17 protein-coding genes are annotated in these 23,066 nt (G+C 36.3%); 13 read left to right on the top strand and 4 right to left on the bottom strand.

The genetic code is table 11. From position 1 onward, the window contains the following. The first annotated feature begins 105 nt into the window (after positions 1 to 105). From rimP to truB, 6 genes are all read left to right on the top strand, one after another. Complete coding sequence (gene rimP / locus Bra60_RS00150; protein ID WP_078689011.1) at positions 106 to 732, top strand: ribosome maturation factor RimP; 627 nt, start codon at positions 106 to 108, stop codon at positions 730 to 732. Positions 733 to 781: 49 nt separating this feature from the next. After that, positions 782 to 2,395: a transcription termination factor NusA gene (gene nusA, locus Bra60_RS00145; RefSeq protein WP_078688236.1), complete on the top strand. Its 1,614-nt coding sequence runs from the start codon at positions 782 to 784 to the stop codon at positions 2,393 to 2,395. Continuing rightward, the gene (locus Bra60_RS00140; protein ID WP_035005592.1) at positions 2,396 to 3,031 is read left to right on the top strand and encodes an RNA-binding protein; all 636 of its coding nucleotides are present in this window, start codon (positions 2,396 to 2,398) and stop codon (positions 3,029 to 3,031) included. Next, positions 3,028 to 5,571 (top strand): translation initiation factor IF-2, encoded by a 2,544-nt coding sequence (gene infB / locus Bra60_RS00135; protein WP_078688235.1) that lies wholly within the window; start codon positions 3,028 to 3,030, stop codon positions 5,569 to 5,571. The genes Bra60_RS00140 and infB overlap by 4 nt, the downstream gene beginning before the upstream one ends. 125 nt (positions 5,572 to 5,696) lie before the next feature. Then, entirely contained in the window at positions 5,697 to 6,113 is a 417-nt protein-coding gene (gene rbfA / locus Bra60_RS00130) for a 30S ribosome-binding factor RbfA (RefSeq protein ID WP_035005589.1), read from the top strand. Next, a complete protein-coding gene (truB, locus tag Bra60_RS00125) occupies positions 6,110 to 7,069 on the top strand; it encodes a tRNA pseudouridine(55) synthase TruB (RefSeq protein ID WP_078688234.1) in 960 nt (319 codons plus the stop codon). The genes rbfA and truB overlap by 4 nt, the downstream gene beginning before the upstream one ends. Before the next feature lie 102 nt (positions 7,070 to 7,171). Here the strand turns inward: truB and Bra60_RS00120 are convergent, their stop codons facing one another. After that, positions 7,172 to 8,794, bottom strand: coding sequence for an MFS transporter (locus Bra60_RS00120; protein ID WP_078688233.1), 1,623 nt, complete (start codon positions 8,792 to 8,794; stop codon positions 7,172 to 7,174). Between the two features lie 312 nt (positions 8,795 to 9,106). Here Bra60_RS00120 and rpsO point away from each other — a divergent pair, with 312 nt between their 5' ends. The 3 genes from rpsO (at position 9,107) to Bra60_RS00105 (ending at position 12,876) form a co-directional block, all read left to right on the top strand. Continuing rightward, positions 9,107 to 9,376, top strand: coding sequence for a 30S ribosomal protein S15 (gene rpsO, locus Bra60_RS00115; RefSeq protein WP_078688232.1), 270 nt, complete (start codon positions 9,107 to 9,109; stop codon positions 9,374 to 9,376). A 227-nt stretch (positions 9,377 to 9,603) separates the two neighbouring features. Further along, complete coding sequence (gene pnp, locus Bra60_RS00110; RefSeq protein ID WP_078688231.1) at positions 9,604 to 11,805, top strand: polyribonucleotide nucleotidyltransferase; 2,202 nt, start codon at positions 9,604 to 9,606, stop codon at positions 11,803 to 11,805. 72 nt (positions 11,806 to 11,877) lie between these two features. Next, positions 11,878 to 12,876 (top strand): class I SAM-dependent methyltransferase, encoded by a 999-nt coding sequence (locus Bra60_RS00105; protein WP_078697971.1) that lies wholly within the window; start codon positions 11,878 to 11,880, stop codon positions 12,874 to 12,876. Positions 12,877 to 12,896: 20 nt separating this feature from the next. Here Bra60_RS00105 and hslU read toward each other — a convergent pair whose 3' ends face one another. Further along, a complete protein-coding gene (gene hslU, locus Bra60_RS00100; RefSeq protein WP_078697970.1) occupies positions 12,897 to 14,204 on the bottom strand; it encodes an ATP-dependent protease ATPase subunit HslU in 1,308 nt (435 codons plus the stop codon). Further along, on the bottom strand, positions 14,205 to 14,786 hold the full coding sequence (gene hslV, locus Bra60_RS00095) for an ATP-dependent protease subunit HslV (RefSeq protein ID WP_035005574.1): 582 nt from the start codon (positions 14,784 to 14,786) through the stop codon (positions 14,205 to 14,207). It abuts the gene before it with no gap. Between the two features lie 211 nt (positions 14,787 to 14,997). Here hslV and Bra60_RS00090 point away from each other — a divergent pair, with 211 nt between their 5' ends. The 4 genes from Bra60_RS00090 (at position 14,998) to Bra60_RS00075 (ending at position 19,435) form a co-directional block, all read left to right on the top strand. Next, a complete protein-coding gene (locus tag Bra60_RS00090) occupies positions 14,998 to 15,987 on the top strand; it encodes an asparaginase (protein ID WP_078689010.1) in 990 nt (329 codons plus the stop codon). Between the two features lie 110 nt (positions 15,988 to 16,097). Further along, complete coding sequence (gene coaA, locus Bra60_RS00085; protein ID WP_078688228.1) at positions 16,098 to 17,096, top strand: type I pantothenate kinase; 999 nt, start codon at positions 16,098 to 16,100, stop codon at positions 17,094 to 17,096. Between the two features lie 13 nt (positions 17,097 to 17,109). Beyond that, complete coding sequence (locus Bra60_RS00080) at positions 17,110 to 18,483, top strand: leucyl aminopeptidase family protein (RefSeq protein WP_078688227.1); 1,374 nt, start codon at positions 17,110 to 17,112, stop codon at positions 18,481 to 18,483. Between the two features lie 109 nt (positions 18,484 to 18,592). Further along, positions 18,593 to 19,435: a C40 family peptidase gene (locus tag Bra60_RS00075; RefSeq protein WP_078688226.1), complete on the top strand. Its 843-nt coding sequence runs from the start codon at positions 18,593 to 18,595 to the stop codon at positions 19,433 to 19,435. Positions 19,436 to 19,918: 483 nt separating this feature from the next. Here Bra60_RS00075 and Bra60_RS00065 read toward each other — a convergent pair whose 3' ends face one another. Next, the gene (locus tag Bra60_RS00065) at positions 19,919 to 22,819 is read right to left on the bottom strand and encodes an autotransporter outer membrane beta-barrel domain-containing protein (RefSeq protein WP_078688224.1); all 2,901 of its coding nucleotides are present in this window, start codon (positions 22,817 to 22,819) and stop codon (positions 19,919 to 19,921) included. Between the last annotated feature and the right edge of the window lie 247 nt (positions 22,820 to 23,066).

Below are 23,066 nucleotides of genomic sequence, written 5' to 3'. Positions count from 1 at the left end.
TGTTTAAGAGTATAAAGAGATAGATTTTCGGCCTTATGATGAGGAGTGGTCCAGTTGGAGCCACTCTTTTTTATTGTAAGTTCGATAACAATTTGGATGAACCATATGAATGAAATTGAAAGAATGGGTGATATTGATGAACCGCGTTTATTTGAAGAAGATGGCGTTGCAGCACGTGTTTCTGCTCTTATTATACCATTACTAAAACCTTTAGGTTTTCGGTTAGTTCGCACAAAACTTTTGGGCTTAAATGGTTTAACACTTCAGATTATGGTTGAACGCACTAATGGCACCATGACAATAGAAGATTGCGAAATAGTTAGTCGAGCTGTTGCCCCTCTCCTTGACATAGAAAATGTTATTGAACGCAAGTATCACTTAGAAATTTCATCTCCTGGTATTGATCGCCCACTCGTAAGAAAATCTGATTTTGTTCATTGGCAAGGGCATTTCGCAAAAATTGAAACCAACACTGTTATTGATGGACGTCAAAAATTGCGTGGTAAGCTTAAAGATATTACACAAAATGGATTTACTTTAAATATCGAGAAAACAGCTCACAGAGAAGAAATAAATATATTTATTTCTTTTTCTAATATTACTAACGCGCACTTGACCCTCACCGATGAACTTATTCGTGATACATTGAAAAAAAATAAAGATTTAGACAAACAATTAATTTCGAACGATAATCTTAAACCTCTCAAGAACGAAAACAAATATAACACTTAAATATTAACAGACCCCCTGCCCTCATGTGACATAAAAAAGGAGAAAATCAATGGCTATAAGCGCTAACAGGCTTGAACTTCTGCAAATTGCAGATGCTGTTGCACGTGAGAAGTCAATTGACCGTGAAATTGTCATTTCTGCAATGGCTGATGCTATTCAAAAAGCAGCACGTTCTCGTTATGGACAAGAAACCAACATCCGTGCTGAGATCAATTCTAAAACAGGTGAAATTAAATTACAACGTTTTCTTAAAGTTGTTGATGTCGTTGAAGATTATACAACTGAAATAGCTTTATCTGATGCCCTAAAACGCAAAGAAGACGCAAAAGTCGGTGATTTTCTTTCCGATCTTTTACCTCCCATGGATTTTGGACGCATTGCAACACAATCTGCTAAACAGGTTATTGTGCAAAAAGTACGTGATGCAGAACGTAATCACCAATTTGAAGAATTCAAAAATAAAATTGGTGAAATTATTTCTGGTACCGTTAAACGTGTGGAATATGGCAATGTTATTGTCGATATAGGTCGTGGAGAAGCTATCGTGCGACGTGATGAATTAATTCCGCGGGAATCTTTTCATTATGGAGATCGCATTCGTGCGTTTGTTCATGACGTACACCGTGAACCAAGAGGACCACAAGTTTTCCTTTCACGGACACACCCTCAATTTATGGCAAAACTTTTTACTATGGAAGTCCCAGAAATTTATGATGGTATCATAGAAATTAAATCTGTTGCTCGTGATCCAGGCTCACGTGCAAAAATCGCTGTTGTTTCACGCGATGGCTCAATTGATCCCGTTGGTGCATGTGTTGGAATGCGAGGAAGCCGTGTTCAGGCTGTTGTTGCAGAATTACAAGGCGAAAAAATTGACATTATTCCTTGGTCACCTGATGCTGCAACATTTATCGTCAATGCACTGCAGCCCGCTGAAGTTTCGAAAGTTGTTCTTGATGAAGATGCAGAACGTATTGAAGTCGTCGTACCTGGTGATCAGCTTAGTCTTGCAATTGGTCGACGTGGACAAAATGTGCGTTTAGCTTCGCAATTAACAGGATGGAATATTGATATTCTAACAGAACAAGAAGAATCTGAAAATCGTCATAAAGAATTCACTGAACGTAGCAAGCTTTTCATGGAAACTTTAGATGTTGATGAAATGGTTGGGCAAGTTATGGCTTCAGAAGGTTTCACCTCAATTGAGGAAATCGCTTATGTTAATCTTGAAGAAATAGAGTCTATCGACGGCTTCGATCATGATACTGCTTCAGAAATCCAAAATCGTGCACGTGAATATTTAGAACGTAAAGAAAAAGAATTCAACGAAAAGCGTAAAGAGCTTGGTGTTTCAGATGAATTGCAAACACTGCCTGGTATAACAAATGCTATGCTAGTTGCTATAGGTGAGGATGGTGTAAAAACAATAGAGGATTTTGCAGGCTATGCAGTTGATGATCTCGTTGGATGGAGAGAATGTAAAGAAGGTCAAACACAAAATTTTCCTGGCATCTTGACACCCTTTGACATTACCCGTGCAGATGCAGAAGCCATGGTGTTAGCAGCACGCGTGCAAGCAGGTTGGATAAATCAAGCTGATCTTATTAAACAACATCCTGTAGAAGATGAAGCAACAGATAATTTGGATGCGGATAAATTTTAAATGAATGAGCGGACTTGTATTGTGACAAAGAAAAGTGCTTCAGCAGCAGCGCTGATCCGTTTTGTCATTGGTCCAAATAATCAAATTATCCCTGATCTTAAAGCTAATTTACCCGGACGTGGTCTTTGGGTTTCTGCGCATCACACTATCATAGAAGAGGCAGTCAAACGTAAAGCTTTTAGCAAAAATCTTAAAACAGATGTTGAGGTTTCTGAAAACCTCGCTCATATTGTGGATAAATTACTACTAAAAGCTGCACTTTCAAGCCTTTCTATGGCTCGAAAAGCAGGGACTATTGTTACAGGATCAACCAAAGTTGTTTCTGCTATTCGGACCGGTCAGGTTATTCTTGTTCTCCATGCAAAAGAAGCAAAAGAAGATGGAAAACGCAAAATTTCACAAGCCATCCACGCAATACAAAAAAAAGTAAATCAGAATATAAAAGTTATATCTTTATTTACAAGTGATGAAATGAGTATGGCTTTTGGAACTAATCCTGTGATACATGCTGCCTTATTGAATACGAAAGCTGCAGAGGGATTTATCAAAACGATATACAAATTAATCACCTATCGTGAGGATAAATATAGTAAGCTTAGTGCAATAACGGCAAAGGCCGTGAAGGAAATACAATGAGTGAAAAAAACAATGACAAAATAACAGCTAAAAAAACACTGACCTTAAAACGATCAGGATTAGAAACTAGTACGATCAAACAAAATTTCAGCCATGGTCGTACAAAGGCTGTGGTTGTCGAAACTAAACGACGCAAAATTACACGCCCGGACGAAAAAACTGAAGCACCACAGCCTATTACTAAACCGCATGTAGCTCAACACTCCAAACCAAAATTTGAAGAAATACCGCCCAGTAAACCTATAGCGCCGAGCAACCTTTCATCAGCAGAAATAGAAGCGAGGCGCCGTGCTTTAGAAGAAGCACATATCCAAGAAAAAATAATACGTAAACAAGCTGAAAAAGAAAAACGTGACAAAGAACGTGAAGAACGTTTGCATTTACAAACTCATCAAGAAAAGCAAACATTACGAGAAAGTAAGAACACCACAGATCAAATTCCAACTCATACTTCTACACTCCCCTCAACAGAATCTATCGAAGCAATAGATATAAAAGCATTAGAAGCAGCTATTCCGCTTAAAAATATACCCATAGCAGAAAAACGTATTATAGATGATCATGATAATGAAGACAAACATAACCGACGCACTAATTCTTCTAAACCAGAAATGCGTTCACCTAAAGTTGTAAAAGGAGCTGATGAGCGTCGTCGAGGAAAACTTACTCTTCATAGTGCGTTGGATGAAGAAGGAAGTGGACGTGGACGTTCAATAGCAGCAATGCGTCGTCGACAGGAAAAATTCAAACGTGCACAAAATCAAGAACCAAGAGAAAAAATTTCTCGTGAAGTTACTCTTCCTGAAACCATTACCATCCAAGAGCTCGCTCAGCGCATGACCGAACGTTCGGTTGATGTTATTAAATTTTTAATGAAACAAGGACAAATGATGAAGCCTGGTGATGTCATCGATGCGGATATTGCAGAGCTCATTGCTGTTGAATTTGGTCATACAGTTAAACGTGTTTCAGAATCTGATGTAGAAGATGGTATTTTCAATATCAGTGATGATCCATTAAAGATGCGTCCACGTCCACCTGTTGTAACCATTATGGGTCATGTTGACCATGGAAAAACTTCTCTTCTTGATGCTATTCGTAAAGCCAATGTTGTTTCCAGTGAAGCAGGTGGAATTACACAGCATATCGGTGCTTATCAAGTTGAGCAAAATGGTCAAAAGATTACCTTTATCGACACGCCTGGACATTCTGCTTTTACAGCTATGCGTGCTCGTGGTGCTCAAGTAACTGATATTGCTATTTTAGTAGTCGCCGCCGATGATAGTGTGATGCCACAAACAATTGAGTCCATTAATCATGCAAAAGCCGCTAATGTTCCCATTATTGTTGCTATTAACAAAATTGATAAACCAACTGCCGACGCACAAAAAGTACGTACAGAACTTTTGCAACATGAAGTTTTTGTTGAAGCCATGGGTGGTGAAACTTTAGAAGTTGAAGTTTCTGCCAAAACTGGACAAAATCTTGATAAACTTTTGGAAGCTATTCTTCTTCAAGCTGAGCTTCTTGATCTTAAAGCGGACTCAGAGCGAACAGCAGAAGGCGTTGTTATTGAAGCTAAACTTGATCGAGGACGGGGGCCTGTTGCAACTGTTCTTATCCAAAAAGGTACATTACAACTTTCTGACATTATTGTTGCAGGCAATGAATGGGGACGTGTTCGTGCTTTAATTGATGATTGTGGTTGTCATATCAAAAAAGCAGAGCCTTCTACACCAATTGAAATTTTAGGCATGCAAGGTACACCACAAGCTGGTGACCGATTTGCTGTAGTGACAAATGAAGCAAAAGCAAGAGAAATAGCTGAATACCGCCAACACTTAGCTCGTGACAAAGCTGTAGCTCGACAAACTAGCTCTCGTGGTTCTCTTGAACAAATGATGACAAAATTACAAACTATTGGTGTAAAAGAATTCCCACTTATCATCAAAGGAGATGTCCAAGGATCTATTGAAGCGATCACTTCAGCGTTAGAAACACTAGGCAATGAGGAAGTGCGTGCACGCGTCGTACACTCCGGTGCTGGAGGTATTACTGAAAGTGATATTTCTCTCGCTGAAGCCTCTCAATCCGCTGTTATTGGCTTTAACGTTCGAGCGAATAAACAAGCAAGAGATGCAGCTAAAATTCAAGGAATTGAAATCCGTTATTATAACATCATTTATGATCTTGTTGACGATATAAAAGCAGCTATGTCAGGATTGCTATCACCAGAACAGCGCGAAACCTTCCTCGGTAATGCCGAAATTCTAGAAATCTTTAACATTACAAAAACCGGAAAAGTTGCTGGTTGTCGGGTTACAGAAGGAAAAATAGAACGAGGAGCTGGCGTCCGGCTAATTCGAGACAATATCGTTATTCATGAAGGAAAACTTAAAACACTCAAACGCTTCAAAGATGAAGTCAGTGAAGTACAAGTTGGTCAAGAATGTGGAATGGCATTTGAAAACTATGATGACATTCGCGCGGGTGATATTATTGAAACTTTCCGAGTCGAGCATATTAATCGTACATTATAAGGTCACCTAAGAGCTTTCTTTATCTAATAGTTAAAAAAGAAAAGTATTAAACTTAATACAATCTTTCTATCTTTTCTTATCTTTTAAGAGAACAAAAGGAAAACAGGATATAAAAGGTTATAATTTTGGTAAAAAATATACATCCATCACAACGGCAATTAAGAGTAGGAGAACAGGTTCGCCACGCAATAGCTCATATATTGCAACGAGGTGTTTTGCTTGATGATACCTTTAAAAATATTGTTATTTCTGTCTCTGAAGTGCGTATGTCATCAGATTTGAAAATTGCTACTTGCTTTGTTTCCTTTCTCAATACCGTCGATCAAACTTCTCATGATGCTATCGTTAGCGCTTTAAATAAAAATAGTCGTTTTATCCGTGGAGCGATCAGTCATCAGTTACGGCAAATGAAATACATGCCTGCACTCCGTTTTCGATTCGATAACAGTTTTGATAATTTTGCAAAAATTGATACTTTACTCCGATCACCTGAGGTTGCGCGTGATCTTCATAATGATAAACTTAAAGATCAAAAAACGTGACACGACAACGTACAAAAAAAGGTCGTTCTATTTCCGGCTGGATCATCCTAGATAAACCCAAAGGAATGAGTTCGACAGCAGCTGTTTCAAAAATCAAATGGCTTTTTAACGCACAAAAGGCTGGACATGCAGGGACACTTGATCCACTTGCTTCTGGCTTATTGCCTATTGCGCTGGGAGAAGCAACAAAAACTGTTCCTTATGTTATGGAAGGTACCAAAACTTATCATTTTTGTGTAGCCTGGGGAGAAGAGCGTTCCACAGATGATCTAGAAGGTGAAATTACTAAAACATCTTCGATACGCCCAACACAAGAAAATATTCTTGCTCTTTTACCAAAATATACAGGTATTATTTGGCAAAAACCTCCAAAATTTTCAGCAATTAAAATTGCTGGTAACCGTGCCTATGATTTAGCACGCAAAGGTACAAATATTGAAATTTCATCTCGTCAAGTAGAAATTAAAACCCTCAAGCTTATCGATACTACTGCTCAAGGACATTCTATTTTTGAAATGACATGTGGAAAAGGAACCTATGTGCGTTCCTTAGCACGTGATATGGGACACGATCTCGGTTGTTATGGATATATTTCTGACCTACGCCGTATAAAAGTCACGCCTTTTAAAGAAAATGATCTCATTACATGGGATGAATTAAAAGTTGCAATGCCTTGTAAAGAAACAGCAGATGAAAATTGTACTCTACCGAAGAGAGATTTCTCTGTACTTGATCAGTTATTGATTAAAACAGATGCTGCATTACATTACCTATCACACTACACTCTCAATAAAACTCAAGCAATGCATATAAAAGTGGGTAAGTCAGTACCCTTATTTGAAAATAACATCTCTATTGATGAAGAAAATGTTTATGTCACTTACAAAGATCAGCTTCTTGCTATAGGTACAATTGATAAAAATCAATTCAAACCAAAACGAATTTTCACAATTTAATGAGCTGCTATTTCTAACACTAAGCTAAGCCCAGTATAGAAGGCTGTTTTTTTACACTAATAGCTATTTTCTATTTTATATTTCAATTTTATAACACTCAAATTATTGATTATTGGATAGTTTTAAATGTATCTCATTAATCTTTGGTACTGTTTGCCACTTAATCATGCGATGAACCTTTACGCTATTGGATATGCGATTTAATCTATCAAGATGTTTGTTAACCTCTATATCTGCTTTTGTGCAACGGCGATTATGGCGCAAATAATCTACCCAAGTTGGTATATGGTAAGATTCTATCCAATATTCCGGCCTCTCAAGATCACGCAAAAGAATCCACTGGCGTGCTCCATCACGTAGTCGAATATGACGGCAACGTCTCATAACTTCAAGAAATTCTGCAAGATCATTTTCATTAATTTGATAATAAGTCATAATCATAATTGGACCACTTTGTCCTGCTAGATCTAATGAAAGCTCTGGCCCTCTAAATTGATCAAGCGGCTCAAAATTAATTTGAGGAATTTCTTGAATTTTAAATTTAATACCCGCAAGAGCTCCACAAATTAAGAATATCGCGCAAACATTCAAAGCGACTGTTAAAGAATAAACCTCAGCTAATACACCCCAGATTGCACTTCCAACAGCCATACCACCATAAGATGCAGTTTGATAAAGGGCTAAAGCACGCGCAACAACCCAACGTGGTGTAGAAAGCTGTACAGATGTATTAAAGAGTGATAATGCCAAAACCCAACATAAACCAGCAGGAAATAAAACAGAGTGGCTTATAAACAACGAACGACTCATTGCTAAAACAAAGCAAGAAAAGGACAATCCAACAAATGCACTTGCAACAATTATTTCTGACTTAAAATTGCTTCGTACAAACGAATTAATCACGCCAGCTGTAATAGCTCCCAGACCAAAACAACTAAGTAATGTACCATAAAACAGTGCATTCCCTTCAAAAAATTCATGTACAACGCTTGGCAGTAACGCAAAAACAAAAACAGCACCAACACAAAAAAGGAATGATCTTATCATAATACTCAAAAGATTGGGAGACATTGCTACATAACGGAGACCATCTGCTATAGCTCCTAAAAAACTCTCCCTTGGTAATGTATTGTTCTTGTAATTTGGCTTCCACAAAAACAAAACGCTAATCAAAGGAATATAACTGAGCGCATTGACAAAAAAAGTTGTAATACCACCCAAAGTAGAAATAATAGCTCCTCCAATAGAAGGTCCTACACTGCGCATCAAATTCAAACCAACACTATTCAAACTAACGGCAGTAGAAATATTTTCTCGGTTCACAATATCCCCTATTGTTGCTTGCCAAGAAGGATTATACAAAGCGGTTCCACATCCAATCAAAAATGTAAAGCATAAGAGAAGCCAGGGGGTAATTAATCCCATATAAGATAAAATAACCAAATTAATTGAAACAATCATCATAATAATTTGAGCAAAAAGCATAATATGACGCCGATTAAAATTGTCAGCTAATGCACCTGCCATCAGAGAAAAAACAACAAGAGGTAATGTCGTAGCACTTTGCACAAGCCCTACCATAAAATGAGAAGGACTAATCAATGTCATCATCCAGCTTGCTCCCACCGCCTGTACAAGGCCACCTAAATTCGCTACAAGAGTAGCGACCCATAAATTTCTGAATGTTGAATTATGAAAAATCTCTAATGTTGAAACCTTCTGCATCTTTTGTCTCCAAATCAGCAGTTCATTCGTCCCTTTACTATTAGTACATCATGTAAAGTTATTATCTTATCTATTTAGAATAATAATTCTTTAAGAAACTTTCATAAAAAATCTTAAAATAAATATTTGCCAAAATAAACTTATATAAAGAAAATCTTCAAGGGCTAGTATTTTAACTTTATTTCCTATATAAGTACCAAATATCAGTATCAAAGCAAGTAAGATTTTCTCTCTTCTTGTTCTTTTATAGCCTTTGCTGGACGACATCTTGGCTAGAGGTATTTTTTGCTTATTTTTTGAAAGGACAATACGATGTCGATTACTGCTGAGCGTAAAAAAGCTCTTATTACAGAATATAAAACTAAAATCGGTGATACAGGTTCACCAGAAGTTCAGGTTGCTGTTCTTTCTGAACGCATTTCTAATTTAACCAACCACTTTAAATCTCACAAAAAAGATAATCATTCTCGTCGGGGTCTTTTAAAGATGGTATCCCAACGCCGCCGACTTCTTGATTACCTAAAAGGTGTTGATCAAGATCGCTATCAGAAACTTATCGAAAGATTAGGCTTACGCCGTTGAAGAAAAGTAAGTGAGTATTTTTTTACGAAAAATCACTCTTTTACTTTAATATACTGCTCGTAATCAAAGACTAATGAAGAATCGTGAGCAAGATTGCCGGGTGTTTCCATTTGATCTGTCATTTATTTCTCTCTATGCAAAATATAGAAATGTCTTGTTGTATTACCCATAACTTTGAAACATAACACAAAATCACAATGTAAATATTAGGTCATTAAGGATAAAAAATGTTTAAAACCCATAAGGTAGAAATTGAATGGGCCGGCCGGCCACTTATCCTCGAAACAGGAAAAATTGCACGTCAGGCAGATGGCGCGATTCTTGCTACATATGGTGAAACTGTTGTTTTGGCAACTGTCGTTTCAGCAAAAACTCCGAAACCAGATCAAAATTTTTTTCCGCTCACCGTTAATTATCAAGAAAAAAACTATGCAGTTGGTAAAATACCTGGAGGTTATTTAAAACGCGAAAGCCGTCCAAGTGAAAGTGAGACCTTAATTTCACGGTTAATTGATCGTCCAATTCGCCCGCTCTTTGTTGATGGTTATAAAAATGATACACAAGTAATCGTTTCTGTCATCCAGCATGATTTAGAAAACAACCCTGATATTCTTGCTATAATTGCATCTTCTGCCGCACTAACTCTCTCAGGTATTCCTTTTATGGGCCCAATTGCCGCTGCTCGTATTGGTTACTGCAATGGACAATATATTCTTAATCCTAATATTGACGAGATGCCTGAATCAAAACTTGATCTCGTTGTTGCTGGAACAGAAAATGCTGTACTAATGGTTGAATCAGAAGCACATGAATTACCTGAAGATGTAATGTTAGACGCTGTCATGTTTGGCCAAAAAAGTTTTCAACCTGTAATTAATGCAATCATCAAACTTGCCGAAGTAGCTGCTAAAGAGCCCCGCGACTTTATTCCAGAGGATCTATCTATCCTTGAAAAAGATATGCTTGAAATGGTCGAACAAGATCTCAGAGACATTTATACAATTACTGATAAACAAAAACGTCATGCTGCACTTGATCTTCTTAAAGAAGAAGTCATCAATAAATTCACACAAGAAACAGAAAAAAACTGTGAATTTAATACAGATCAGATTGCAACTGTTTTCAAACAGTTGCAAGCAAAAATTGTTCGCCAAAACATCCTTGATACGGGAAAACGCATTGATGGACGAAATCTTTCAGATGTTCGCTCAATTCAATCAGAAGTAGGTATTTTACCTCGCACACACGGATCAGCATTATTTACTCGTGGTGAAACACAAGCACTTGTCATAGCAACATTAGGAACTGGAGAAGATGAGCAATATATAGATTCCTTGACAGGTATGTATAAAGAAACATTTCTTCTCCATTACAATTTTCCACCTTTTTCAGTAGGTGAAATAGGCCGTATTGGTTCTCCTGGCCGCCGTGAAATTGGTCATGGTAAATTAGCGTGGCGTGCTATTCATCCCATGTTGCCGACAAAAGAATCATTTCCTTATACTATTCGTACTGTATCAGAAATTACTGAATCAAATGGATCTTCTTCAATGGCAACTGTTTGTGGAACTTCACTAGCACTCATGGATGCAGGTGTTCCTTTAGCCAACCCTGTTGCTGGTATTGCAATGGGTTTGATTAAAGAAGGTAAACAATTTGCCGTTCTATCAGATATTTTAGGGGATGAAGATCACCTTGGTGATATGGATTTCAAAGTAGCAGGTACAGAAAACGGAATTACTTCTCTGCAAATGGACATAAAAATTGACGGTATTACTGAGGAGATTATGAAAATCGCACTTGCACAAGCTAAGGATGGTCGAATCCATATTCTCAATGAAATGGCAAAGGCCTTAGCTCGTGCACGTAGTGAACTCAGCGAATTTTCTCCACGTATTGAAATGATGAATATTCCTGTAGATAAAATTCGTGATGTTATTGGTTCTGGTGGTAAAGTAATAAGAGAAATTGTGGAAAAAACTGGAGCTAAAATTAATATTGAGGATGATGGAACAATTAAAATTGCTTCTTCTGATTTAAAAACCATTGAAGCAGCAAAAAATTGGATCCTTTCAATTGTTGATGAACCTGAAGTCGGTGCTATTTACCAAGGAACAGTTGTTAAAATTGCAGAATTTGGAGCGTTTGTTAATTTTTTTGGTTCTCGCGATGGACTTGTTCATATCTCTCAACTCGCGGTAGAACGGGTAGCAAAAACAACTGATATTGTCAAAGAAGGTGATAAGGTTTGGGTTAAATTAATGGGCTTCGATGAACGTGGTAAAATTCGGTTATCGATGAAAGTCGTTGATCAACAAACTGGAAAAGAGCTTATCCATGATGACTCAATAGAAACAGAAAAAGGCGGTAATATTCATGAAAGGAATCGATCTGAAAAGAAAAACCGTCGTAAGAAAAAAGAAGATTAATTTTATTTTCTTACTGTAAAATAAAATGCCATTCTAAAATATTGGAGAGGCATTTCTTTGAAAGAATAAAATGTGTCTCTATTTTTACCTTTTGAAAGCTATGATCTCCCTAGACCTTGTTCGAACCAATATTTTTTAGGTTTTGGTTTAACTAAAATTCCTGATAAACAATGGATAAAAAATCTTGAAATTGTAACCCCTTGGCGACAAGACTTTTTAAAATTTACCAATGCTAAATTTCAATGTAGCCCCCAAATAAATCAAACCATAATCTATGATGGAGGACTGCTACAACTTAGTAAATATCGTGATCTTAATCAAAATCGTTTTCTTGATCTATTAGAACGAGTCAAACCTGGTGGATGGATCATCATTAGTGGAGAAAAAACTGCTGGTTCTGCCTCAATGATGAAATGGGTTAACACTCTTGTTCCTATTAGTAAAAAATTATCCAAAAATCATAGCCATATCTTCTGGTTGCAAGTACCGCAAAAAATAGATAAACAAAATATTGCTCATTTTCGCTCATCACCACTCAGTTTTGGAAATAAATTTCAAACTACTTCTGGTATGTTTTCTCATGGTCGTATTGACCCAGGGTCTGCTGCACTTATACCTTATTTACATAAAGTCATTTTTGGAAAAACAGCTGATTTTGGAGCGGGCTGGGGATTTCTTTCTTATACTGCACTTGAAGTAAGCAAAAACTTAACTGCACTCGACCTTTATGAAGCCGACTATAACGCTTTAGAGGCAGCAAAAAAACATCTACAGCATATAAAAACCTCTCTTCCGATTGGCTTTTATTGGCATGATCTTATTTATGAGCCTATAAAAAATCTTTATGATACAATTATTTCAAATCCACCATTTCATACACAACAAACAACAGACATTTCATTAGGGCAGCATTTTATTATAAATGCTGCAAAATACCTTAAACCTAAAGGTCGCTTGCTTCTCGTTGCAAATCGCCATCTACCTTATGAAACACTATTAAAAAAGCTCTTCTGCACAGTTTTTATCCATGAAGAAGTTCATGGCTACAAAATCATAGAAGCACATCGATAGATCACTATGTGCAAAGGTCTCTAAAGAACAAAACGTGAAAGATCTATATCAGAAGCAAGCTCTCCTATAGATTTTCTGACATAATCAGCATCAACTTTAAATGAAGTACCGGCTTTATCAGGTGCCGTAAAAGAAATTTCATCTAAAACACGCTCCATAACCGTCTGCAAACGACGTGCGCCAATATTCTCGATCCTCGCATTTAAATCAACAGCAATATCAGCTAACGCATCAATTGCATCATCAGTAATTTCTAAATGAACTTCTTCTGTTGCCATTAAAGCAATATATTGTTTAATCAGACTAGCTTCAGGTTCAGTAAGAATACGCCGTAAATCTTCCCTTGTTAAAGCATTTAATTCTACACGGATAGGCAAACGACCTTGCAGCTCTGGTAATAAATCAGAGGGCTTAGATACATGAAAAGCACCAGAAGCAATGAAAAGAATATGATCTGTTTTTATTTGCCCATATTTAGTCGCAATTGTTGTCCCTTCAACTAAAGGCAAAAGATCCCTTTGAACCCCTTCACGTGAAACAGCAGCACTTGCCCCACCATCACGAGTTGCAATTTTATCAATTTCATCAATGAAAACAATTCCATCATTTTCAGCAACACGAAGTGCCTCTTGAATAATTTGATCTTGATCTAGGAGTTTCTCCGATTCATCATCAATTAATGGTTTAAAAGCGTCCTTTACAGTCGTTTTGCGTACCTTTGTACGAACACCCATCTTTCCAAAAATATCTGATAAATTCATAATACCCATTTGTGCACCAGGCATACCAGAAATATCAAAAGTTGGAGCACTATTACTATTATCAGTTACTTCAATTTCAATTTCTTTGTCATCCAATTCTCCTTCGCGCAATTTTTTACGAAAACTATCACGGGTAGCAGGACTCGCGGTTTTTCCTACAAGAGCATTTAAAACTCGTTCTTCAGCATTAAAATGAGCTTTTGCTTTTACTTCATCACGTTTTTTTTCACGCACAAGAGAAATTGCAATTTCAACGAGATCACGAATAATTTGCTCAACATCGCGACCCACGTAGCCCACTTCAGTAAATTTAGTGGCCTCTACTTTAACAAAAGGAGCTCCAGAAAGTTTTGCTAATCGACGAGCTATTCCTGTTTTACCAACACCTGTTGGCCCTATCATCAGGATATTTTTAGGCATCACTTCTTCACGCATCTGCCCTTCAAGCTGTTGTCGACGCCACCGATTACGCAGTGCAATAGCAACAGAACGCTTAGCATCATTTTGTCCAATAATAAAACGATCAAGTTCAGAAACAGTTTCACGAGGGGAAAATACAACACACATTCAAATAGCTTTCTCTAAAGGAGGTAATTCAGCATCCAATGTTTCTATTGTAAAATTATCATTGGTGTAAACACAAATTTTAGCAGCAATACTCATAGCTTTAGAAGCAATAGTTTCTGCATCTAAGTCCATGTCCATCAGTACCCGTGCAGCCGACAAAGCAAAATTACCCCCAGAACCAATTGCCATCACTCCATCTTCTGGTTCTAAGACATCACCAAGACCTGTCAACGCCAAAGTAGTTTTTTGATCAGCCACAAGCATCATTGCTTCAAGACGACGTAAATAACGATCGGTACGCCAATCTTTTGCAAGCTCTACACATGCACGCATAAGCTGATCAGGATATTGCTCAAGTTTTGTCTCTAATCTTTCTAATAGTGTGAAAGCATCTGCTGTAGCACCTGCAAAACCAGCTATCACTGCTCCACTTTTCCCAAGACGACGAACTTTGCGCGCATTACTTTTCATAATTGTTTGTCCAAGTGAAACTTGACCATCGCCAGCCATAACTACTTTATTACCTTTTCTTACAGTTACGATTGTCGTACCATACATAATATCAGGCTTATGCTCTGTCATAAGAAAACTCCTTAACATGGCTCCCTTTTATCATACATAAAATAAAATCACTAATTCCTTTATTTAATAATATATATTGCAAAACACAATGCTTGAGCGCACTTCAATTTTTCTCAATATAAAAAATATAAAAAATGACATCATTGTTGTATACTCGAATTATTGTTATATTGCTTTATATAAGCAATCTGCCTTCTTACAGGGGAAAATTATGAAAAGAATAGCAGTAGGCACATTAGGTGGAACAATTGCAATGACAGCCAATAATTTGGGCCAAATGCAGCCGACTTTAACATCAGATATACTCATAAAAAATATTCCTGATTTAGAAAAAATTGCTGATATTCAGAGTTACACATTAGCACAACTACCAAGTGGATCTCTATCTTTTAAAATTCTGCTTGAAACAATAGAATGGGCAACACAGCAAATTAAAATGGGTGCAGATGGTATTGTTTTAACGCAAGGAACCGACACATTAGAAGAAACAGCTTTTTTTCTTTCCCTTTATTGGAATAGAGCTGAACCACTTGTTGTAACTGGTGCTATGCGTATACCCTGTGAAGCAAGCGCTGATGGACCTGCTAATTTTTTGGCTGCAACCCGCGTCGCGGCTAATCCACAAAGCCGTAATAGAGGAGTCCTAGTTGTAATGAATGATACTATTCATTCACCCTACTGGGTACAAAAAAGCTATACTGTTAAAGTCGAAACGCTGCAATCAGGTCTAACAGGCATTCTAGGAACAATTTTAGAAGGAAAACTCTTTTATTTTAACGATCGAAATTTTTTTCCTACAACTTTCACAGCTCCTAAAAAAAATGATCATCAAGTTGCGCTGCTATATTCCTCTTTATCATCTGATACACACTTGATGAAATTTTGCCTTGAAAGTGGACATTATGCAGGCCTTGTCATAGCAGGTTTTGGTTCAGGCCACTGCAGTTTTCAAGAAGCGGATATAGTACGAAAATACGCAAAAAAAATACCAATCATAATTGCAAGCCGTTCTTATCATGGTCCAACAACTCATACAACCTACGGTTATAAAGGTTCAGAAATTGATATGATTTCTTCTGGTGCTTTAATGTCTGGCTATTTGTCAGCAGTAAAAGCACGTTTACTTTTATGGGCTTTTTTGGCAGAAGATCTATCACAAAAACAAATCATTGCACGCTGGAATGATTGGACTATAAGTTAATTCACTATTTTAAAACAAAACATGATTTTTTAAACAAAAGACAGCCTGTCGTTCTGCTCTCAATCATGACAATTTCTAAAAAATAATCTAAAAACTCTTGGCCAATAAAGATGCTTGATACTACTCAATTCAAAAACAATCAAGAAGATAACTTGATCAATTACGTTTCTGATCAATATTCTCCCTACACTTTTTTTACTGTACAAGAATGGTCTCAATTTCGCGCAAATACCCCGCTTACCTTAACTTTTGATGAAATTAAACGCTTACGATCAATCGATGATCCTATCGATTTAGAAGAAGTGCAATGTATTTATCTTTCTTTAGCGCGTCTCTTATCATACCATGTTGAAGCCGTACAGGAACTTTTCCGAAAACGTCAAATATTTTTGCATCAAGCAGATACCAAAAAAACACCCTTTATTATTGGAATTTCTGGTTCTGTTGCGGTGGGAAAATCAACAACCGCACGTATTCTTCAAGAACTCATGAAACGATGGAAATCTAGTCTTAAAGTTGATCTTGTTACAACCGATGGATTTCTCTACCCTAATGCCATTTTACAAGCAAAAAATCGTATGAATCGTAAAGGATTTCCTGATTCCTATGATATTAAAAAATTACTGCGCTTTCTTTCTGACGTAAAATCAGGCATTGGTAATGTTAGTGCACCGCTTTATTCGCATATGATCTACGATGTTCTAGAAAATCAAAAAATTATTATCGACCGGCCCGATATTTTAATTGTAGAAGGTGTTAATGTGCTTCAAGTTAGTGATTATCCTAAAGATGGAAAAATTGTACCTTTTGTTTCAGACTTTTTTGATTTCTCAATCTATGTAGATGCTGCAACAGAAGTGATCCATCAATGGTATTTAGAGCGTTTTAAACAGTTACGTAAAACAGCTTTTCAAAAACCCGAATCTTATTTTCATCGTTATGCACTGTTAAATGAAGAAGAGGCCTTAAAAATTGCTGAAAACCTTTGGTACACAATTAATCTAAAAAATTTACAAGAAAATATATTACCAACACGACCGCGAGCTGATCTTATTCTACGAAAGGGAAAAAATCATTTAGTTGAATATGTTGCACTTCGAAAACTATAAGGATTATAAACACATGCTTCAACATCAAATTAATTTCACTGCTACACGTTCTGATAAGAGCTGCCCTATCCTCTTAATTGATACAAAAAACTTTGCTAATTTAACTCTTGATTCATCAAAAACCTCATGGATGAAAGTTAATGGCTTTACTGGAAAAGCAGGACAAATGTTATTTGTTCCCCACGAAACAGGACAATTAAAACAAGTTTTATTTGGACTTGGTGACCAAGAAAATCCTTTCATCACAGGACTCCTTCCCAAAAATCTCCCCACTGGCCATTGGCATTTAGAAGGAACTACCTCAAATGAAATGAATACCTATCTTGGATTAGCATTTGGGAGTTACCAATTTAACCGCTATCGTCAAAAATCCCCTTCTAAATCACTATCGATCCATGTACATAACGCAATTGATCTAGATGAACTTAAACGAATTTATGAAACTGTCTTTTGGGTCCGTGATCTTATCAATACTCCAGCTAATGATATGGATCCTAACACTCTCGAAATAACAACACGCCAACTAGGGCAGACTTATAATGCTCATGTTACAAGTATTTGTGGAGATGATCTTTTAGTACAAAATTTTCCAATGATTCATGCTGTAGGACGAGCAAGCAACATTGCACCACGACTCATTGAACTACAATGGGGACAAGAAAACCATCCTAAAATCACATTGGTTGGCAAAGGAGTAACTTTTGATTCCGGAGGATTAGATATTAAATCTGCCAATAATATGCTATTAATGAAAAAGGATATGGGTGGTAGTGCGCATGTTTTGGGATTAGCAAAACTAATCATGGATGCAAAACTTCCTTTTTGTCTGCGTGTTTTAATTCCTGCAGTTGAAAATGCCATTTCTGCTAATGCTTTCCGGCCAGGTGATATCCTTCAAAGCCGTAAGGGATTAACTGTTGAAGTTGGCAATACAGATGCCGAAGGCCGACTTATTCTTGCTGATGCCTTAACCTATGGTGATGAAAAAAACCCCCAGTTCATGATTTGCATGGCTACTTTAACTGGAGCAGCACGCATAGCATTAGGGCCAGATCTCCCTGCATTTTATTGTAGCAACCCAATATGGGCACAGAAAATTTCTCAATCAGCAAATTCCATTACTGACCCTCTATGGCAAATGCCACTTTGGAAACCCTATAGACAAATGTTATCATCACAAATTGCGGACATTAATAATACATCCGGAAATAACTTTGCTGGCTCTATAACTGCCGCTTTATTTTTAAATTCTTTTGTCGAAAAAGCAGAAAAATTTGCTCATTTTGACCTTTATGGATGGTCTCCAAAAGAAACACCAGGTTATCCTGTTGGTGGAACCGCGCAAGCTATTCGTGCTCTTTATAAACTCTTCAAAGATCAAATTTGATATAAATAATTGGTAAGGATGTACAATAATTTAGACAAATTATAATTTTATTCTTTCTATTGGATAAGAGATCCATTAATATTTGCTGCTAGTCCATTAGAGGTAAAAAATGCCTTATAAAAATTCACCGTTGCATATATCTCAAGATATCCTCACAAATCAGCAATTTGAAACTCCATGTTCTGTCCAAGGAGAAAAAAGACGCGTTAATACAGCTGTTGCAGGTCTATTTAAAGAAAACAGTAAGAAAAGCGAAAAGCAAACAGAATGCCTCTTCGGAGAAGAAATCTTACTCCTTGAGCAAGATGAAACCATGTCAAAGGTAGAATCGCTTAAAGATGGTTATGTAGGTTATATTGATACACAAATTCTTTGCACATCAACCATAAAACAAACGCATATTGTTTCAGTTCCTCGTACTTTCCAATATTCGCAAGCTGATTTAAAAAAGGCTGTAGAACGTGCTTTGTCTATGGGAAGTAAAGTAACCGTTGTTGATGTAACTGAAACACGTGGTACAATGTATTCTATTCTTGAAAATGGAACAGCTATTATTTCTTCTCATCTTCATCCTATTCAACATACGTTCAAAGATTATGTAACTGTTGCTCAAACTTTTATTCGCACACCTTATCTTTGGGGAGGCGTTAGTGGTTTTGGTCTTGATTGCTCTGGACTAGTTCAACTTTCTATGATGATGGCAGGGAAAGCAATTTTACGTGATACTAGTATGCAACAGCAAACTGTAGGAAAACCACTAACAGATACTGATACTCTTGAACGAGGTGATTTGATTTTTTGGCAAGGTCATGTTGCAATTATGATTGACTATGAAAATATTATTCATGCAAATGGTTATTCTATGGATGTTATGGTTGAACCTTTAGAAAAAGCAGTTGAACGAATTGCTAAAAATCACAAATATCCTGTAGCAAAACGTCGACCACTTTAATAACATCAATAACATCTTACAAAATTTAATAGCGTAATATCTTAAATGCTATTTTAGAACATTTTATTTATCGAATTACTTTAAATTTTTAATATTTGTAAATACACTCTATAATTCTTTTAATAACAAATTTTTCTATATTTAATCTTTTGATATTATAGATTATTTTTTTAATAAGAATCATATAAACAAAATGAAATATTTCTAATTTATCTCTATATAATTTATTAAAAGCCTTATATTTATAGACTCTTTTAGGGGTAAATGAAGTTATTTTTAACATAAATAATTTCATCTTTTTGCATAAGCTGTCATTAAATTAAATGTGTAAACTACTATTCAATATGTTGTTAACACCTTGATATGGCCATAAGATATAAGAGAAATATTCCTGGAAATTAGAATCTCTGTGAGTTTGGCTAAACAACTTAACGAAACTCACAAATAATTGTTCAAAATAAAAACAAGACTAATCTTTAAAGGCTAAAATTGATAACGCAAGCCACCCGAAACACTAATTCCAGAAAAGCCGGCTTTGGTTAATTTATGTTGGTATAACAAATCGCCATGGAATGTTATAGTATTAGACAATTGAGCATGAACACCCATCCCTGTTTCAACTGTAGAACCAAATGCACCTAACTGAAAAGCGTCTTTAAAATGCACTATCCGCTTCTTTTCATAACTATGCGCAGCATGAAGTTTGGTATAAAAGGAAACAACATGTGCTTTTTCGGAAGCAGAAACAACTTTCGTTAAACAACCACCAATCCGCCCTATCAATTGATCATGGCTTCCTAAATCAATATCAAACCGATCAATATCACGCGCTTGATCAAACATGAGAGACTGATAAATAACTTGAAGCTGCGGCTCAATAATAAGACCATTATAGCCTGTTATAATTGCGTGACCGCCTATCAAAGAAGCATTCAAAAGCCCCCCTTTTAATTCTGCTGTTTTTCCACGAGAAAGAGTGACAACATCGCCCTTAAAAAAATCATAAGAGATAAAGCCATTTGCATAAACGCCTGTATCATGATGCAAATTAGCATAAAGCTTTCCCGACCATTTATTAAAAACACTCTTTTGACTTTGTTTAACCGCACGAGGCTGAAGAGAGAGCTGACCATAACTGCCCATAACTCCAAAAGACGAAGCACTATGTTTACTCTCTAATGTATTTAATACAATACCTATTGTCACATTATTATAGTCAAGATCAGCTCCATAACCATGTTCAAAAACGGATAAATTTGAAGTATAATGATGGTTACTACCATAACCACGGATAAAAAAGCTTGTCTTTCTATTTTTATCAGGCTCATGAGAAGCATTTTGTATGATTTCCAACAGTTCATGTTGATTACTTACATCTACCAAGCCTGTATGAAATAAAGCATGAGGTAAAAGCAAATAACTTGGGAGTTGTGGCACAACCGCCGGTATTCTTTTTCCAGGTAAATCTGGTGTTCTGGGATCCTGTGGTTTGGATGGCGTTGGTGGTTCCGGTACCGGTGGTAATGATTCCGGTGGTACTGGCGCTGGTTTTGGTGGTGATGGTTGTACTCGTGGAGAAATATATTTACTCTGCAGGCGATAATCCCAAAAATTACTTCCATTACCACTAACTAACTTTTGATCAAGACTAGCCTGACCACGAGAAGAACCTGGACCATAAGCAGAAAGAACATACTGATAAGGTGAACCATCAATTGTAATATAATCACCTTCCAATTTGAAAGAATGTTCTTGTGCCGTACCGGAAACCTGAATAAGCGAAATACCCTGAGTATTCCCATTCCTCCCTATATCATCTTTCGAACTTCCATTTTGGCCAGTAATGTAAACAGTGGTCGTACCAGACACATTGCCATGAATCAAAAGCCTATCAGTCTTTTGGTCGTTAATGTTATTTTCTTTACTAATAAAAACGTTCAAGTAAAGCTTTGCATCATTCACAGCATTATAAACAACACCCGATCCTTTTCCAACATTAAGTGTTTGATAAACAAAATTTTTTGGTGGATCAAACTGAACAATACTATGATTCAATTCTAAAGATGTTATAAACCATGCGATGTTATTCAAATGCCTTTGATCTGTAAAATTGTTATTTTTTCTTGTTGTCAAAGTCCAGGTTGAATTATTTTTCAAACTAAAATTTACAAGAGCTCCGTTAGCGATAGAAACCCCCCCTTTGAGGGTAGACTGATCAGCCTGAATTTCTATAATTCCTCCCTTGGCTTTTAATAAAAGATCGCCAGAGATATTAGAATTTTTTGATAATTTAACAATAGATATTTTCTCATGAGCATAAAAATTTTCCATTAAAGAATTTTGTTTTGTGATATAAATCGCTGGATATTTTTCAGCTGTAATAGTTGAGTTTTCAATATCGACCTTTTCTCCCACCATATTTCTGTTTACAGACTGATACATTGTTATACCATAAGTATTAGAAACAGAAACTCGCCCATCCTTTAAAAAAATAGATCCCCCTGTATCTAGATACAATCCACCTCTATCATCTGTTGTTCCCTCATCATCGTTGTTTTTTCCAGTAATTATGACACCATCTAAATCAGCATGTCCCTTTTCTCCTACAAGCACCCCGACTCCATTTGTAAAATCAATTGACCCATTTATCATTTCAAGCTTACTGTTATTATTGGCGATATACATCCCTAAAGAATCATAAGGGTACTCATTACTTCCACCACTCTTCACTGTAATTTTTACATTAGTTAAGGAAATCTCACCCTGAGATGACTTATCTATTACAGCACCTGTACCAACAACATCTATTGACCCATTTGTCATTGTAATTTTGGCATTACACATCTTATTAAGGGAACATCCAGCATATAAACCCATATTAGCACGCTGTTCCTTCCCTTCTCTCAATGTAATATTCACATTCTCTAACTCTATTCCTTGACTACTCCACGAGCTTACTCCTATACTTCTCTCATAATAATTCAAATTAATTGTTCCACCCACCATTTTAATTGCCCCATTTTCACTAGCGGAAAGGCCTTCTGCTACTTCCTTGATAGTTGAATTCTGCAAAATAACTTTTCCATACTCTTTTGCAAATACACCTGTTTTAGAGTTAGTAATGGTAATGTTCTCCGCATTAATAACTGTCCCTGATTTTTCTGCGGATACTGCCTTAGAAAATGAAGAACCCTTCTGCTCATTTAATTGATAACTCTTACTCGTAAAAGTATGTGTTTTACCATCAGAACATTTAAGAAAAGAACTACTCTCTAAACAATCTGTCATTTCAGATGTCGCATTAACATCTATATTTTGTAAAAAGAAAAAGGCGCTTGTTGTACAAGCACAAACGTAAGTGTAATTTTTAAAAACTTTAAGCATAATTTTGCCTCAATTTTTTCCTTCCAATCAAAATTAACATCTCGAAAGATATATCTTAACAACTAAAAAGTGTATTATCATATCTTTGCAATTGTCTTAATTTAATACATTATGTGTTTTATTTAATACGTTATGTATTTTATGTAAAGCAAGAAATAAAAAGCAAGAAATAAATTGTCAGATGTTCCTAATGAGATATCTTATTTTGCAAGAAACAAAACTTTTTCATGCTCGATATCATCGATTA

Source organism: Bartonella sp. Raccoon60 (genome assembly GCF_002022585.1).
In the GTDB taxonomy this organism is placed as follows: domain Bacteria; phylum Pseudomonadota; class Alphaproteobacteria; order Rhizobiales; family Rhizobiaceae; genus Bartonella; species Bartonella rochalimae.
Note: the sequence above shows the minus strand (reverse complement) of the source record. Positions and strands in the feature narration are given on the sequence as shown.